Origin of the sequence: Pseudomonas zanjanensis, from assembly GCF_014268745.2 — a bacterium.
GTDB classification, from domain to species: domain Bacteria; phylum Pseudomonadota; class Gammaproteobacteria; order Pseudomonadales; family Pseudomonadaceae; genus Aquipseudomonas; species Aquipseudomonas zanjanensis.
This window is the reverse complement of the sequence record NZ_JABWRB020000002.1, coordinates 232,322-246,871: the sequence shown is the minus strand read 5'-3', so window position 1 is coordinate 246,871 and position 14,550 is coordinate 232,322. Positions and strand designations below refer to the sequence as shown.

General features: G+C 60.8%; 14 protein-coding genes. 9 read left to right on the top strand and 5 right to left on the bottom strand.

Annotated elements, in window-relative coordinates; all coding sequences use genetic code 11:
* Positions 1–118 precede the first annotated feature (118 nt).
* From acs to HU715_RS16890, 4 genes are all read left to right on the top strand, one after another.
* The gene (gene acs / locus HU715_RS16905) at positions 119–2,056 is read left to right on the top strand and encodes an acetate--CoA ligase (RefSeq protein WP_186709076.1); all 1,938 of its coding nucleotides are present in this window, start codon (positions 119–121) and stop codon (positions 2,054–2,056) included.
* Positions 2,057–2,294: 238 nt separating this feature from the next.
* Positions 2,295–3,311: a class I SAM-dependent rRNA methyltransferase gene (locus tag HU715_RS16900; protein ID WP_186709073.1), complete on the top strand. Its 1,017-nt coding sequence runs from the start codon at positions 2,295–2,297 to the stop codon at positions 3,309–3,311.
* Between the two features lie 119 nt (positions 3,312–3,430).
* Positions 3,431–6,364, top strand: coding sequence for a DUF748 domain-containing protein (locus tag HU715_RS16895; RefSeq protein ID WP_186709070.1), 2,934 nt, complete (start codon positions 3,431–3,433; stop codon positions 6,362–6,364).
* A 1-nt stretch (position 6,365) separates the two neighbouring features.
* Positions 6,366–6,662 (top strand): DUF2845 domain-containing protein, encoded by a 297-nt coding sequence (locus HU715_RS16890; RefSeq protein ID WP_186709067.1) that lies wholly within the window; start codon positions 6,366–6,368, stop codon positions 6,660–6,662.
* Between the two features lie 329 nt (positions 6,663–6,991).
* On the opposite strand, the gene HU715_RS16885 is transcribed toward HU715_RS16890, so the two are convergent.
* Both HU715_RS16885 and HU715_RS16880 read right to left on the bottom strand, forming a co-directional pair.
* Complete coding sequence (locus HU715_RS16885; protein ID WP_186709064.1) at positions 6,992–7,345, bottom strand: BON domain-containing protein; 354 nt, start codon at positions 7,343–7,345, stop codon at positions 6,992–6,994.
* 343 nt (positions 7,346–7,688) lie between these two features.
* Complete coding sequence (locus HU715_RS16880; protein WP_186709061.1) at positions 7,689–8,111, bottom strand: pilin; 423 nt, start codon at positions 8,109–8,111, stop codon at positions 7,689–7,691.
* A 223-nt stretch (positions 8,112–8,334) separates the two neighbouring features.
* On the opposite strand from HU715_RS16880, the gene pilB reads away from it, so the two are divergent.
* From pilB to yacG, 5 genes are read left to right on the top strand one after another with little or no spacing between them, the layout of a single operon-like run.
* A complete protein-coding gene (gene pilB, locus HU715_RS16875) occupies positions 8,335–10,035 on the top strand; it encodes a type IV-A pilus assembly ATPase PilB (protein WP_186709059.1) in 1,701 nt (566 codons plus the stop codon).
* A 2-nt stretch (positions 10,036–10,037) separates the two neighbouring features.
* The gene (locus tag HU715_RS16870; RefSeq protein WP_186709057.1) at positions 10,038–11,255 is read left to right on the top strand and encodes a type II secretion system F family protein; all 1,218 of its coding nucleotides are present in this window, start codon (positions 10,038–10,040) and stop codon (positions 11,253–11,255) included.
* Between the two features lies 1 nt (position 11,256).
* Positions 11,257–12,126: a prepilin peptidase gene (locus HU715_RS16865; protein ID WP_186709046.1), complete on the top strand. Its 870-nt coding sequence runs from the start codon at positions 11,257–11,259 to the stop codon at positions 12,124–12,126.
* A gap of 12 nt (positions 12,127–12,138) precedes the next feature.
* Positions 12,139–12,762: a dephospho-CoA kinase gene (gene coaE, locus HU715_RS16860; RefSeq protein WP_186709043.1), complete on the top strand. Its 624-nt coding sequence runs from the start codon at positions 12,139–12,141 to the stop codon at positions 12,760–12,762.
* Positions 12,759–12,965 carry a DNA gyrase inhibitor YacG gene (gene yacG, locus HU715_RS16855; RefSeq protein WP_186709040.1) on the top strand — a complete coding sequence of 69 codons (207 nt, stop codon included), beginning with the start codon at positions 12,759–12,761 and terminating at the stop codon, positions 12,963–12,965. Before coaE ends, yacG begins: the two co-directional genes overlap by 4 nt.
* Before the next feature lie 146 nt (positions 12,966–13,111).
* On the opposite strand, the gene HU715_RS16850 is transcribed toward yacG, so the two are convergent.
* The 3 genes from HU715_RS16850 to HU715_RS16840 all read right to left on the bottom strand — a co-directional run bounded on the left by HU715_RS16850 (position 13,112) and on the right by HU715_RS16840 (position 14,509).
* A complete protein-coding gene (locus tag HU715_RS16850; RefSeq protein WP_053125334.1) occupies positions 13,112–13,327 on the bottom strand; it encodes a hypothetical protein in 216 nt (71 codons plus the stop codon).
* A gap of 63 nt (positions 13,328–13,390) precedes the next feature.
* Positions 13,391–14,077: an energy-coupling factor ABC transporter permease gene (locus HU715_RS16845; protein WP_186709037.1), complete on the bottom strand. Its 687-nt coding sequence runs from the start codon at positions 14,075–14,077 to the stop codon at positions 13,391–13,393.
* Positions 14,078–14,095: 18 nt separating this feature from the next.
* Complete coding sequence (locus HU715_RS16840) at positions 14,096–14,509, bottom strand: tautomerase family protein (RefSeq protein ID WP_186709021.1); 414 nt, start codon at positions 14,507–14,509, stop codon at positions 14,096–14,098.
* Between the last annotated feature and the right edge of the window lie 41 nt (positions 14,510–14,550).

Sequence of the window (14,550 nt, the reverse complement as noted above, 5' to 3'; positions counted from 1 at the left end):
CTGACACACCGCTTTCGCGAGCAAGCCCGCTCCCACACGGGCTCCATGAACAACTTGAACTGAATATTCACTGGGCGCATCTTTATATCTTGTCGCAAAACAAGAATAAGGAACCGTCATGTTCGATATCAGCCAGTACCCCCACGCCGATGCCGTCCGCCGGGCTGCGCAACTGAGTCAGGACGAGTACAAGCGGCTCTACAAGGAATCCATCGAACACCCCAGCGCCTTCTGGGCCGAGCAGGCCACGCGCTTTCTCGACTGGATGACACCCTGGCAAACCGTCCAACGCTATGACCTCAAGAACGGCGACGCGACCTGGTTCGCCGGCGGCAAGCTGAACGTCAGCGCCAATTGCATCGACCGTCACCTGGACGCACGGGGCGACCAGATCGCGATCATCTGGGAAGGCGACGACCCTGCCGAATCGGCGCAAATTACCTACAAGAAACTCCACAATCATGTCTGCCGCCTGGCCAATGTGCTGAAAAGCCGTGGCGTGAAGAAAGGCGATCGGGTCTGCATCTACATGCCGATGATTCCCGAGGCCGCCTACGCCATGCTCGCCTGCACCCGCATCGGCGCGGTACATTCGGTGGTGTTCGGCGGCTTTTCGCCAGACTCCCTGCGCGACCGGATTCTCGACGCCGATTGCCGCACCGTGATCACCGCTGACGAAGGTGTACGCGGCGGGCGCTTCATACCGCTCAAGCGCAACGTCGACAAGGCCCTGGAAAGCTGCCCGAACGTCAGCACCGTGCTGGTGGTCGAGCGCACCCAGGGCGAAGTGGACTGGGTGGAAGGTCGTGACCTCTGGTATCACCAGGCCATGCACGACATCAGCGACGATTGCCCGCCCGAACCGATGGACGCCGAAGACCCGCTGTTCATCCTCTACACCTCAGGCAGTACCGGCAAACCCAAGGGCGTGCTGCACACTACCGGCGGCTATCTGCTGCAAGCGGCGATGACGTTCAGGTACGTGCTCGACTACCGCGACAACGAGGTGTTCTGGTGCACCGCCGACGTCGGCTGGGTCACCGGCCACAGCTACATTGTCTATGGCCCGCTGGCGAACGGCGCCACCACGCTGATCTTCGAGGGCGTGCCGAGCCACCCCACCAGTTCGCGTTTCTGGCAAGTGATCGACAAGCATCAGGTCAACATCTTCTACACCGCGCCGACCGCCCTACGCGCGTTGATGCGTGAAGGAGCCGGACCGTTGCAGGAAACGTCCCGCAAAAGCCTGCGATTGCTCGGCAGCGTCGGCGAGCCGATCAACCCGGAGGCGTGGGAATGGTATTTCAACGTGGTCGGCGAACAGCGCTGCCCGATTGTCGATACTTGGTGGCAGACCGAAACCGGCGGCATCATGCTCAGCCCGTTGGTCAGTGCCCCACGGCTCAAGCCAGGCTGCGCCACACGGCCGATGTTCGGCGTGCAACCGGTCTTGCTGGATGAGGTGGGCAAGGAAATCAACGGTGCCGGCAGCGGTGTGCTGGCGATCAAATCCAGTTGGCCAGGGCAGATTCGCAGTGTCTACGGCGACCATCAACGCATGGTCGACACCTACTTCAAGCCCTACCCGGGTTATTACTTCACCGGTGACGGCGCGCGCCGCGACGAAGACGGCGACTACTGGATCACCGGGCGCATCGACGATGTGATCAACGTCTCCGGGCATCGCATTGGCACCGCCGAGGTGGAAAGCGCCCTGGTGTTGCATGACAGCATCGCCGAAGCCGCCGTGGTCGGTTACCCCCACGACCTCAAGGGCCAGGGCATCTATGCGTTTGTCACGCCGATGAACGGTGTGGAGGCCAATGATGAGCTGAAGAAGGAATTGTTGGCTCACGTCAGCAAGGAAATCGGCAGCTTCGCCAAGCCGGAGCTGATCCAGTGGGCGCCGGCGTTGCCCAAGACCCGTTCGGGCAAGATCATGCGGCGCATCCTGCGCAAGATCGCCTGCAACGAGCTCGATAGCCTTGGCGACACCTCGACCCTGGCCGATCCAAGCGTGGTGGAGGGGTTGATCGACAAGCGGCTGAATCGCTAGGCCAAACGACTCGGTTGCCCTGGTGCATCGGGCCCTTGCGCCACTGGACTGTGGGAGCAAAGCTTGCTCGCGAAACAGGCACCTCGATTTCTGAGAGACCGCGTTGCCTGCATCGCGGGCAAGCCTTGCTCCCACAAAGCCCCTGGCCACAGAGGTACTTGGCTCACATCTGTATGCAATACCCAAGTATCCATAACTGCTAAACTCCCGCGCCTCATTTCTCTAAGGCGCGCCCGGCATGTCTTCCTTGAATCAGGCGCTGCGCGCCGCCCTCGACCAGCGCCAGGAACTGCTCGGCCAACTGCACCAGCAAGGCACCGACTGCTATCGCCTGTTCCATGGCAGCCAGGAAGGCGCGCCCGGCCTGACCATCGACCGCTATGGCCCGCAACTGCTGGTGCAGAGCTTCCACCAGTCGCTGGAACGCGACGACCTGCTGCAATTGCACGGCATCATCAACGAACGCCTGGGCCTGGAGAGCCTGTTGGTCTACAACAACCGCGCCCGGGGCAATTCCCGCGTCGACCGCCAGGACACCGTCTATCAGGCGGACGAAGCCGCCCTGCAAGACCTGGTCGGGCATGAGTGGGGCTTGAATTATCGTGTCCGCGGCCGCCATGCCGGGCAGGATCCCCTGCTGTTTCTCGACCTGCGCAATGCCCGGGGCTGGGTCAAGGCACACAGCCGCGGCAAAAGCGTGTTGAACCTGTTTGCCTACACCTGCGGCGTCGGCCTGAGCGCCGCCGCGGGTGGCGCGCGTGAAGTGTGCAACCTGGATTTTGCCGAAGGCAACCTGGCAGTGGGCCGTGAAAACGGCCTGCTCAACCCCGATTTGCAGCCTATGGAATTCGTGCAGTCGGATTACTTCCCGGCGATTCGCCAATTGGCCGGCCTGCCCATCAGCCAGCGTCGCGGGCAAAAACTGCCCAGCTATGTGCGCCTGGAGCAACGCCAGTACGACCTGGTGCTCCTCGACCCACCGGCCTGGGCCAAAAGTGCGTTCGGCACCGTCGATCTGTTGCGCGACTACCAAAGCCTGCTGAAACCGGCGCTGCTCACCACCGCTGACAATGGTGTACTGATCTGCTGCAACAACCTGGCAAAAGTGCCCATGGATGACTGGCGCGAGCAGGTGTTGCGCTGTGCGGAAAAAGCCGGCCGCCCGGTGCGCGACTGGAGCGTGCTGACCCCAGGCAGCGACTTTCCCTCCCTGGATCAGCAACCGCCGCTCAAGACGCTGATCCTCCAGCTCTAGGCCCCGGACTGATTCTCACAGGGAAACCAGATAAATCTCATAAATCACAGTGGCTTCGGAACCGTAAACGCATGCCATACTCCAAGGCACTCCGAATTCACACCTAGATGAAGCCGCACATGCCCAAAGGATTGATTCGCGCTATCGGCGCCCTGTTGACCGCACTGGCCCTCTACAGCCTGTTGGGTTTCCTGATTCTGCCAGGCATTGCCTTGCGCATCGCCAACCAGCAATTGGCCGCCCTTGCGACAGTACCGGCCCAGATCCAGCGCATCGAACTCAATCCCTTCAGCCTTGAAGTCACCCTCTGGGGCTTGAACATCGGCGAACCGGGCAAAGAGCAAGTCGGCTTCGAACGGCTGTACGCCAATTTGCAACTCGACAGCCTGTGGTCCGGCGCCTTGCACCTGGTCGACATCGAGCTGGACAAGCCCAAGACCGAAGTTGTGTTCACCAAGGACGGTCAGCTAAACCTGCTGGGCCTGTTCAAGCTACCGGCCAGCGAACCGACGCCCGCCGATCCCGAGGCCAAACCTTTTCCGCTGCGGGTCGATCGAATCAAGTTGGCTGGCGGTTACGTGCATTTCCAGGACCTGCGTCCCAGCGAGCCCATCGAGTTCCTGTACGACACCCTCGATTTCGAGCTGAAGAACCTCAGCACCCTGCCCGACGACAACGCCGACATGACCTTGGTGGCCGCCGGCCCCGAGGGCGGGCAGATCGACTGGACCGGCAATTTCAGCCTCTCGCCAATTGCTTCCCAGGGTACGCTCAAAGTCACTGGTGGCCAGATGAAAGCCTGGTGGCCCTATGTGCGCGACGCGGTGCCGCTGGTGTTGGAAAACGGCGTCCTGAACCTCAGCACCGACTACAAGCTCAACTTGGCCAAAGGCACCGAACTGCTGCTCAGCAACGTCGCGGTCAGTGTCGCGCCCTTCGCCATCAAGGCCCCCGATGGCCGTCCATTGGTGAAACTCGAGCGCCTGGATGTCAGCGAAACCACGGTAGACCTGGCCAAGCAGCAAGTGGTGGTGGGCAAGATCCGTAGCCAGAAGCTGGAAACCTGGGCCGCTCGCGAGGCAGACGGGCAGCTGGACTGGCAGAAACTCTTCGCCAGCCAGCCGGCCAAACCGCAGGTCAAGGCTGAACCGGCATCCGCCCCGGCGGCAGCCGACTCGCCAAAACCTGAACCGGCACCACCGAGCCAACCGTGGCAGGTGCTGTTGAAGGACGTGCAACTGCGCGACTACCACGTGCACCTGGCCGACCGCCAGGCGCAGCCTGCCGTGGCACTGGAAGTCGGCCCACTGAACCTCGACCTGCAGAACTACGACACCCTCAACGGCTCGCCCTTTACCCTCAAGCTCGACACCGGGCTGGGCAAGCAGGGCAAGATCCTGGCCGACGGCGAGGTCAACCTCAACCCGATCAGCGCCAGGCTCAAGGTCAAGACCCAGGACATCGACCTGCGCGTCGCCCAGGCGTACATCAACCCGTTCATTCGCCTGGAGCTGCGCTCCGGGATGCTCGGCAGCGACCTGGCGGTCGACCTCAAGAGCACCGAACCGCTGGCCTTTGCGGTCACCGGCACCGCCCAGGTCGACCAGTTGCACACCCTCGACACCCTCAAGACCCGTGATTTCCTCAAGTGGCAGAAGCTGGTTCTCGAAGGCCTCAACTACCAGCACGGCGACAGCCTGTCCATCGACAAGGTCAACCTGTTCCAGCCTTACGCGCGGTTCATGATCAATGACGACCGCACCACCAACGTCGATGACCTGCTGATTCCGCAACCGGCCGACAGTGGCGCGAAGAACACCGCGGCCAAACCGGCGGCCCAGGAAAAACCGCTGGGCATCCACATCGGCGGCGTCGCCATCAATGACGGTTCGGCCAACTTCGCCGACTTCAGCCTCACGCCGAACTTCGCCACGGCCATCCAGCAACTCAATGGCCAGATCGGCACCATCGACAGCCGCCAGGCCAAACCGGCCAGCGTGGACATCAAGGGCAAGGTCGACCGTTACGCGCCCGTCACCATCAAGGGCGCGGTCAACCCTTTCGATCCGATGGCCAGCCTCGACATCGCCACCAGCTTCAAGCGGGTCGAGCTGACTACCCTGACGCCCTACTCCGGCAAGTTCGCCGGCTATCGCATCCGCAAGGGTCGACTCAATCTCGACCTGCATTACCGCATCACCAAGGGCCAGCTCCAGGCGGACAACAAGGTGGTGGTCGAGCAATTGCAGTTGGGGGAAAAAGTCGACAGCCCGGACGCCGTGAGCCTGCCGCTGAAACTGGCCATCGCGCTGCTCAAGGACTCCGAGGGCAAGATCTCCATCGAACTGCCGGTCAGCGGCAACCTCAACGATCCACAATTCAGCGTCATGCCGATCGTCTGGCAGACCCTGCGCAACCTGGTGGTCCGCGCGGCCCAGGCGCCGTTCAAGCTCATTGGTGGACTGGTGGCCGGCGGCGGTTCTGAAGACCTGGGCAGCGTCGCATTTGCGCCGGGCTCCAGCGATCTGAGCAAGGATAACGAAGGCACGCTGCTCAAACTCTCCGAAGCCTTGGCCAAACGGCCCGAGCTGCGCCTGGAGATCGAGGGTACCGCCGCCGAAAGCAGCGACGGGCCATTGCTCGCGGCCCAGCGGCTGGAGCGCGAATACCAGTACAACTACTACAAGATGCTCCAGCGTCGGGGTGACAAGGTTCCGGCCCAGGCTTCGCTGATAGAGGTGCCCGAGGATGAAAAGGCACCGCTGCTCGAAGGCATCTACCGCACGCGCCTAAAGACCCAGCCGCCGGCCGAATGGACGCAACTGGATAAAACGGCGCGCATCGAGAAACTGCGCGAAGGCGTGATCAAGTTCTGGAGCGGCAGCGACGTGCTGTTGCGCCAACTGGGACAGGAACGGGCCAGCAGCATCAAGGATTTCCTGGTGGACAAAGGTCAGTTGGCTGACGACCGCGTGTATTTCATCGACGCCAGCCTCGGCCAGGCCGAAAGCGATGGCCGGGTGGTCACGCCTATGCATCTGGATGCCGAATAAGATGAAACCCTGGTACGGGCTCGGCCTGGGTCTATTGCTCGCCGCCGGCCAGGCATCGGCGGCCACCACGCTGCGCTGCGGCAACCAGTTGATCAGCGTCGGCGACCGCTTGAGCGAAGTGCTGCAGAAGTGCGGACAGCCTGCGGCGCGGGATGACTTGGGCTACAAGCGCAGCGTCAATCGCCGGGAAGAATACCCGGTGGAAGAATTGACCTACGGCCCCAACAACGGCATGTATCAGTACCTGCGTTTCGAGGGCAATCGGCTGGTGGAGATCACCAGCAAGCGGGGGCGGTGACCGGGCCGCTACACAATCAGCAGCATATGAGTTGATCGTGCTGCCGCCTTCGCGAGCAAGCCCGCTCCCACAGTGGATCGCATTTTTCCTGAAGAAACTCGGTTCACTGTGGGAGCGGGCTTGCTCGCGAAAAGGGCAACTCGGTCTCCCTGGCTGCCCAGCCCATATACATTTTCCACCCTGAAATAGAACAGGCCCCCGACACGAATGCCGGAGGCCTGTAATGGCCACATCCCTATGGCCTTTCGCATGAACTCCAAAGCAACGGCAAGCGTATGACTCAGCCCGCTTGCCGTGCCTTCTCCCAGTCCAGGCGAGAAGTCTTGGCCTTACTCGGCCTTCAGGCCGTCAGCCGATACGTCCTTGACGCCCTTGATTTTCTTGGCGATTGCCACAGCGGTGTCTTTTTGTGCTTCAGTGACTTTGGTCATCGAAGACAGGGACACAACACCTTTATTGGTTTCGACTTTGATATCAGTGCCTGGAATGCCTTTTTCAGTGACCAGGTCAGCTTTGACCTTGGTGGTGATCCAGGTATCGGAAACGTCTTCTTTGGCCTCTGTCACTTCGCCTGCAGCCAGCATCATTGGCGCCTGAGTCGCTTGGGTGGTCTCGGCGAATGCGCTAGCCATGGTCAGGGTCAGAGCGGTAGCAGCGGCGGCAGTGATAGCGAACTTCTTCATACGAGTAACTCCTGTTTTTCTCAGAAACCGCCGGAGATGAATCCCGGCAGGGTTAACAGGAGTAGTGCGAAGGCTGTGCCAGTTTTGAAACATTTATAAATTGCTTATGAATCAGCAGGTTAAGCGAAGCGGCAATTTCCGCAATCATGCAAAATGCATGAGCCGCCGATTTTCGACATGCAACTTGCGGGTTTTAGCCTCTTTCTAAGCTTCTGAATTGCGAAGGGTTTTCTGTGGCGAGGGAGCTTGCTCCCGCTGGGCTGCGTAGCAGCCCTTTTGTTGGCCATACGGCGCAAGCAATCTCGCGCCGCGGTCACGGACTAAACCTCAGTGGATAGGGTAATCAAGGAGCAACCGCCACTGTGCAGCCACCTGCGGGCAAAAACTCTTCAGCAACATTGGAAGAGCAGCTCCAGGTACCTGTCCCGGCACGACTGAGGATGATCGTTTTACCTACGATGGAAGAAGGCGCTTCCTTTATGGTGCAAGTGACGCTGGCCGTCCCTGCAGCAGCATCACCTGAAACAGACATCGTGCAGTTGTTGCTCGACGCCGGTACGCCCGTATTGGCAGCCGTTGGAGTGGTCCCTTTATTCAAGAGGTCTTCCACCGGCACCTTCAACGAAGAAGCTTCTGCCAGCCCAACCGTCACCTTCGCCCGCGCCTGGTACTTGGAATACTGCGGCAACGCAAACGTCGCCAGAATGCCGATGATCGCCACGACGATCAGCAGCTCGATCAGCGTAAAGCCCTTTTGCTTGTTCATAGACATCTCCCATGCATGAGTCGAATCTCATGACCTGAAATCGCCATTGCAGGGCACATGCCAACCCTCAAGCCCCATCAATAAAGGGTGTCGATCCCGCACAACGGCGACGTCCTACCTCAACAACCGCACTATCTGACGTTTTTTGTCACCCCGGCCCGCTGGTTTGGCGTGGATGCTTGACTAGGCTATAAGTCATGAACTGTCCGCGTCCGGTATTCCCATGAATGACATCGCCCTCAGCGGCCTGACCAAGCAATTGGTGCTGGCCGAACTGCTCACCGAGCAAAGTGCGCAACAGGCGTATCAACAGGCCCAACGCAGCCGCATCCCCCTGGTCAGCTACCTGGTGCAGAACAAACTGGTCCAGAGCCGCCAGATCGCGGAAATCGCCTCGGAGCATTTCGGCGTGGCCCTGCTGGACCTCAACAGCCTGGACAAGGAAGCCCAACCCACGGGCCTGGTCAGCGAAAAACTGGTGCGCCAGCACCACGCCCTGCCGCTGTGGCGACGCGGCAACAAGCTGTACGTGGGCATCTCCGACCCGACCAATCACCAGGCCATCAACGACATCCAGTTCAGCACCGGCCTGACCACCGAAGCCATCCTGGTGGAGGACGACAAGCTCAGCGACGCCATCGAAAAATTCTTCGAATCCAGTAGCACCGGCCTGGAAGGCATGGGCGACGTCGACCTCGACGGCCTGGACATCGAATCGATCGACGACACCAAGCAGGACTCCATCGGCGGCCAGGACACCGATGACGCGCCCGTGGTGCGCTTCGTCAACAAGATGCTGCTGGACGCGATCAAGGGCGGCTCTTCCGACCTGCATTTCGAACCCTACGAAAAAACCTACCGGGTGCGGGTGCGCACCGACGGCATGCTGCGGGAAGTGGCCAAGCCGCCGATCCAATTGGCGACCCGCATCGCCGCCCGCCTGAAGGTCATGGCCAGCCTCGATATTTCCGAGCGGCGCAAACCCCAGGACGGCCGGCTGAAAATGCGCCTGTCGAAAACCAAGTCCATCGACTTCCGGGTCAACACCCTGCCCACGCTCTGGGGCGAAAAAGTGGTGATCCGGATCCTCGACCCGTCCAGCGCGCAAATGGGCATCGATGCCCTGGGCTACGAGCCGGATCAGAAAGACCTGTACATGGCCGCCCTCAAGCAACCGCAAGGGCTGATCCTGGTCACCGGCCCGACCGGCTCGGGCAAGACCGTGTCGCTGTACACCGGACTGAACATCCTCAACACCGTGGACATCAACATTTCCACCGCCGAAGACCCGGTGGAGATCAACATGGAAGGCATCAACCAGGTCAACGTGAACCCACGCCAGGGGCTGGACTTCGCCCAGGCCCTGCGCTCGTTCCTGCGCCAGGACCCGGACGTGATCATGGTCGGCGAGATCCGCGACCTGGAAACCGCCGAGATCGCCATCAAGGCCGCCCAGACCGGGCACCTGGTGCTGTCCACCCTGCACACCAACAGCGCCGCCGAAACCTTGATCCGCTTGCAGAACATGGGCATTCCGGGGTTCAACATCGCCACCGCCGTGCACCTGATCATCGCCCAGCGGCTGGCGCGCAAGCTGTGCAGCCACTGCAAGAGGGCCATCGAGATTCCCGAGGAAACCTTGCTCAAGGAAGGTTTCCCCCGGGAACGCATCGGCACATTCACGATCTATGAGCCGGTCGGTTGCGAACAGTGCAACCACGGTTACAAAGGGCGCGTGGGGGTTTACGAAGTGGTCAAGAACACGCCCGAGCTGCAACGGTTGATCATGGCCGAGGGCAACTCGCTGGAAATCGATCTGCAGATGCGCAACGACGGCTTCAATGACCTGCGCGCATCGGGGCTGCTCAAAGTGATGCAGGGCGTCACCAGCCTCGAAGAAATCAACCGGGTCACCAAGGATTGAACATGGCGGTCAAGGCAGTCAAAACCGATGTGTACACCTGGGAAGGCAAGGACCGCAAAGGCACGAAAATGACCGGTGAGCTGACGGGCCAGAGCCCGGCCCGGGTCAAGGCACAACTGCGCAAGCAAGGCATCAACCCGGAGAAGGTCCGCAAGAAATCCACCTCGATATTCAGCAAGGGCAAGCGCATCAAGCCGCTGGACATCGCCCTCTTCACCCGCCAGATGGCCACGATGCTCAAGGCTGGCGTACCGCTGTTGCAAGCGTTCGACATCATCGGCGAGGGCTTCGACAACCCCAACATGCGCAAACTGGTGGATACGGTGAAGCAGGAAGTTGCCGCCGGCAACAGCTTCGCCGCCTCGCTGCGCAAATGCCCGCAGTATTTCGACGAGCTGTACTGCAACCTGGTGGACGCCGGCGAACAGGCCGGCGCCCTGGATACGCTGCTGGACCGGGTCGCGACCTACAAGGAAAAGAGCGAAGCCCTCAAGGCCAAGATCAAGAAAGCCATGACTTACCCGACGGCGGTGATACTCGTCGCAGCGGTGGTCACGGGCATCCTGCTGGTCAAGGTGGTGCCGCAGTTCGAATCGGTCTTCTCCGGGTTCGGGGCGCAGCTGCCGGCCTTCACGGTGATGGTCATCGGCCTGTCGGAGCTCATGCAGGAGTGGTGGTGGATGCTGCTGGGCGGTTTGGCCGGGGCGTTTTTCGGGGTGAAATATGCCCTCAAGCGGTCCCAGGCGTTTCGTGACTGGCGGGACAAATGGCTACTCAAGCTCCCCTTGATCGGCACCTTGATGTACAAGTCCGCGGTGGCTCGCTTTGCCCGCACGCTCTCGACCACCTTCGCCGCCGGCGTGCCGCTGGTCGAAGCCCTCGATTCGGTGTCGGGCGCCACCGGCAACGTGGTATTCAAGCGCGCCGTGCAGCGCATCCGCCAGGACGTCTCCACCGGCATGCAGTTGAATTTTTCCATGCGCGCGTCGGGGATCTTTCCGAACCTGGCCATCCAGATGACCGCCATCGGCGAGGAATCCGGCGCGCTGGACGACATGCTCGACAAGGTCGCGAGCTTTTATGAGGCCGAAGTGGACAATCTGGTGGACAACCTCACCAGCCTGATGGAACCCTTCATCATGGTGATCCTGGGGATCGTCGTCGGTGGCCTGGTGGTTGCCATGTACTTGCCCATCTTTCAACTCGGCTCTGCGATCTGACATGCCCTTGAGCGAATTTTTCGTGCTGTACCCCCTGGCTTTCGTGCTCGTTGCGGCATTGCTCGGCCTGATCATCGGCAGCTTCCTCAACGTGCTGGTGTGGCGCCTGCCGAAGATGCTCGACCGCGAATGGCGCTCGCAAGCCCACGATTTGCTGGGCCTGCCGGCTGAGGCTCCGGGGCCGGTCTATAACCTGATGTTGCCCCACTCCCAGTGCCCGCACTGCGACCATCGCATCCGCGCCTGGGAAAACATCCCCGTGCTCAGCTACGTGATGTTGCGCGGCCGCTGTTCGAGCTGCGCCGCGCCCATTGGCAAGCGTTACCCCCTGACCGAAGTGGCCTGCGGCGCGTTGTCGGCGTTCGTCGCCTGGCATTTCGGCTTTGGCTGGCAGGCCGGCATGGTGATGGTGTTGACCTGGGGCCTGCTGGGCATGAGCCTGATCGACGCCGAGCATCAATTGCTGCCCGATACCTTGGTGCTGCCGTTGTTGTGGCTGGGCTTGATCGTCAACAGCTTCGGCCTGTTCGTTCCCTTGGACCAAGCGATGTGGGGCGCGGTGGCCGGCTACCTGGCGCTGTGGTCGGTGTTCTGGGTGTTCAAGCTGATCACCGGCAAGGAAGGCATGGGCTACGGGGACTTCAAGCTGCTGGCGATGGTGGGCGCCTGGGGCGGTTGGCAAATCCTGCCGCTGACGCTGCTCTTGTCGTCGCTGGTGGGCGCCGTTATCGGGGTCATTGTGCTGCGCCTGCGTGACGCGCCCGGGTCGACACAAATCCCCTTTGGGCCTTATCTGGCCATTGCCGGCTGGATTGCCTTGCTCTGGGGTGGTCAAATAACCGACTTCTACTGGCAGTCTGTCGGTTTCTAATGTCGATCTTTTATGAATAACCCTTTGGAAAAACCCTGGATCCTCGGCCTGACCGGCGGCATCGGCAGCGGCAAGAGCGCGGCGGCCCAGCATTTTATCGATCTGGGTGTGCACGCCGTCGACGCCGATCACGCCGCACGCTGGGTGGTCGAGCCCGGGCGCCCGGCGCTGGCGAAAATCGCCGAACACTTCGGCCCAGGCGTATTACAGGCCGACGGCGCCCTGGACCGTACGGCGCTGCGCAAGCTGATTTTCGAGCAGGCCGAGGAACGCCGCTGGCTCGAAGCACTGCTGCATCCGTTGATCGCCGAGGAAATCGCCCATCACCTGGCCCAGGCACAATCGCCCTACGCGATCCTGGTGTCGCCGCTGTTGATCGAGTCAGGCCAGTACGCCATGACCCAGCGGATCCTGGTGATCGACGCGCCAGAACAATTGCAGATCGAACGTACCTTACAGCGCGACCAGACCAGCGAGCAGCAGGTCCAAGCGATCCTCAAGGCCCAATCCAGCCGCCAGGATCGCCTGAGCCATGCCGACGACGTGGTGGTCAACGACCGCGACCTCGCCTGGCTGCACAGCGAGGTCGAGCGCCTGCATCACTTTTACCTTACTTTGCGTGGAGGCCAATCATGAGCCAAACCCCAACCGTTGATTGTCCAACCTGTGGCGCACCCGTGGAATGGAGCCCGGAGAGCAAATTCCGGCCGTTCTGTTCCGACCGCTGCAAACTGATCGACCTGGGCGCCTGGGCGTCGGAAGAACACAAGATCCCCGTGGCCCCGGACGCCGAGGATGAGTTGTTCAGCGAAGACTTCAATCCTCGCTCCCATCACTAAGGCCCGGTCTGAATCAACGTGGCGAGGGAGCTTGCTCCCGCTTGAGCGCGAAGCACTCATCGTTTTTTAGGGGCCGCTACGCGCCCCAGCGGGAGCAAGCTCCCTCGCCACAGGCTCATTGTCATCTCAGGTAACGGAGTTATCCCCTAAGGCCGCATGAAACCGTAATCCTGTTCATCGTCGAGGTTTTCCGCCAGGAAACTCAACTCGTCGGCCAGGTCTTCAGCGCTGCGCACGGTCTTGCTCTGCTGCACGATGGCACTGAGCAAGGCACGCAGGCTCAAGCCCGGGTCGAAACCGATCTCCATTGCGGCATCGTGGCTACGCCTGATCTCTTGTCTGGCCCACTCATAAACACTCATGGTTGTGCTCCTGGAAGTTTTCCAGAGCATGAAGGGCGTGTGATGGAGCAGCCTTGACGTGAATCAAGGCTTGTCATCATCGTTCCACGGCGCCGACAGGTAGCGCGTGCGGTTGAAGGTCTCCAGCCATTCGGGGCTGAACACCACCAACGCACTGATCACCATGCCGTTGATGAACGCCTCGGGAAAGATGATCAGCCAGAGGTAGCCGATGAAATCCTCCAGCCAGTAAGGCATGGCGAATATCCCGTCGTACCACAGCAGGCCAAGCCCAAGCAGCAGGCACGCCAATGCCGAAAGCGCGGCGGCGAGAAACCCCGAACAGAAGATGTAGACGAACAGATTGCGTGGCTGGGCGCGCTCCACCAGGATCGCGCAGCATTCGGTGATAAGCACCGGCAGCAAGATCAGCAGCGCGCCGTTGACCCCGACCGCCGCCATGTCCTGGCGTCCCAGCAGCACCAGCGCAAGCTGCGCGCACAAGCCACCCAGGACCGCCAACGGCCAGTCCAGCAGCAACGTCACGGCGGTCATGCCGATGAAATGATACGAGACACCCGTATCGAAATCCCGGCGTACCAGCCACAGCATGAACAACGCCAGCACCGTGCCGAATAACAGATGCTGGCGACGGCTGTCGGTGAACAGCTCGACCCACGGTGCCCGCACCACGGCCCAGGCCAACACCGGCACATACACCAGCCAGCCGGCCGCCTGGGTCTGCGAGGAGAGCAGTTCGGCACCGATCATGGTTACTCCGTTCGTTCGCTATTGGGGAGCGACACTTCCTGGTTGTTGTACCAGAGCCATTGCAAACCTACCAAAGCCAACCGACCAATCCGAATAGTCATTCTCATGCATGAAGATGAAAACGTCTTGTGGACGAACCCGGGCTTGAATCCCGAGGTTGTCGGCAATTTTTTTGTAGAGCTCGCGCTTCATCGCATCACTGCGGCCCCTGCGCATCGTAATCTCAATCACGATCAAATGGTCTGAACGATCCACACCGTTAAACGTGCGGCTGTAGAAAAACTGCTCGGGATCGTAGTCCGTGACCAGGTTGAACAATTCATCCTCGGGCATGCCAATGCTCTCGACCAGCGCTTGGTGTATGCCCTCGACAATGCGCTGGCGTTGCGACTGGCTGGTGCCCTTGATGACGGCTGTACGAACGAATGGCATGTGAGTTGCTCTCAATTGATTGGGGAAGTTCTCCCCAGTCG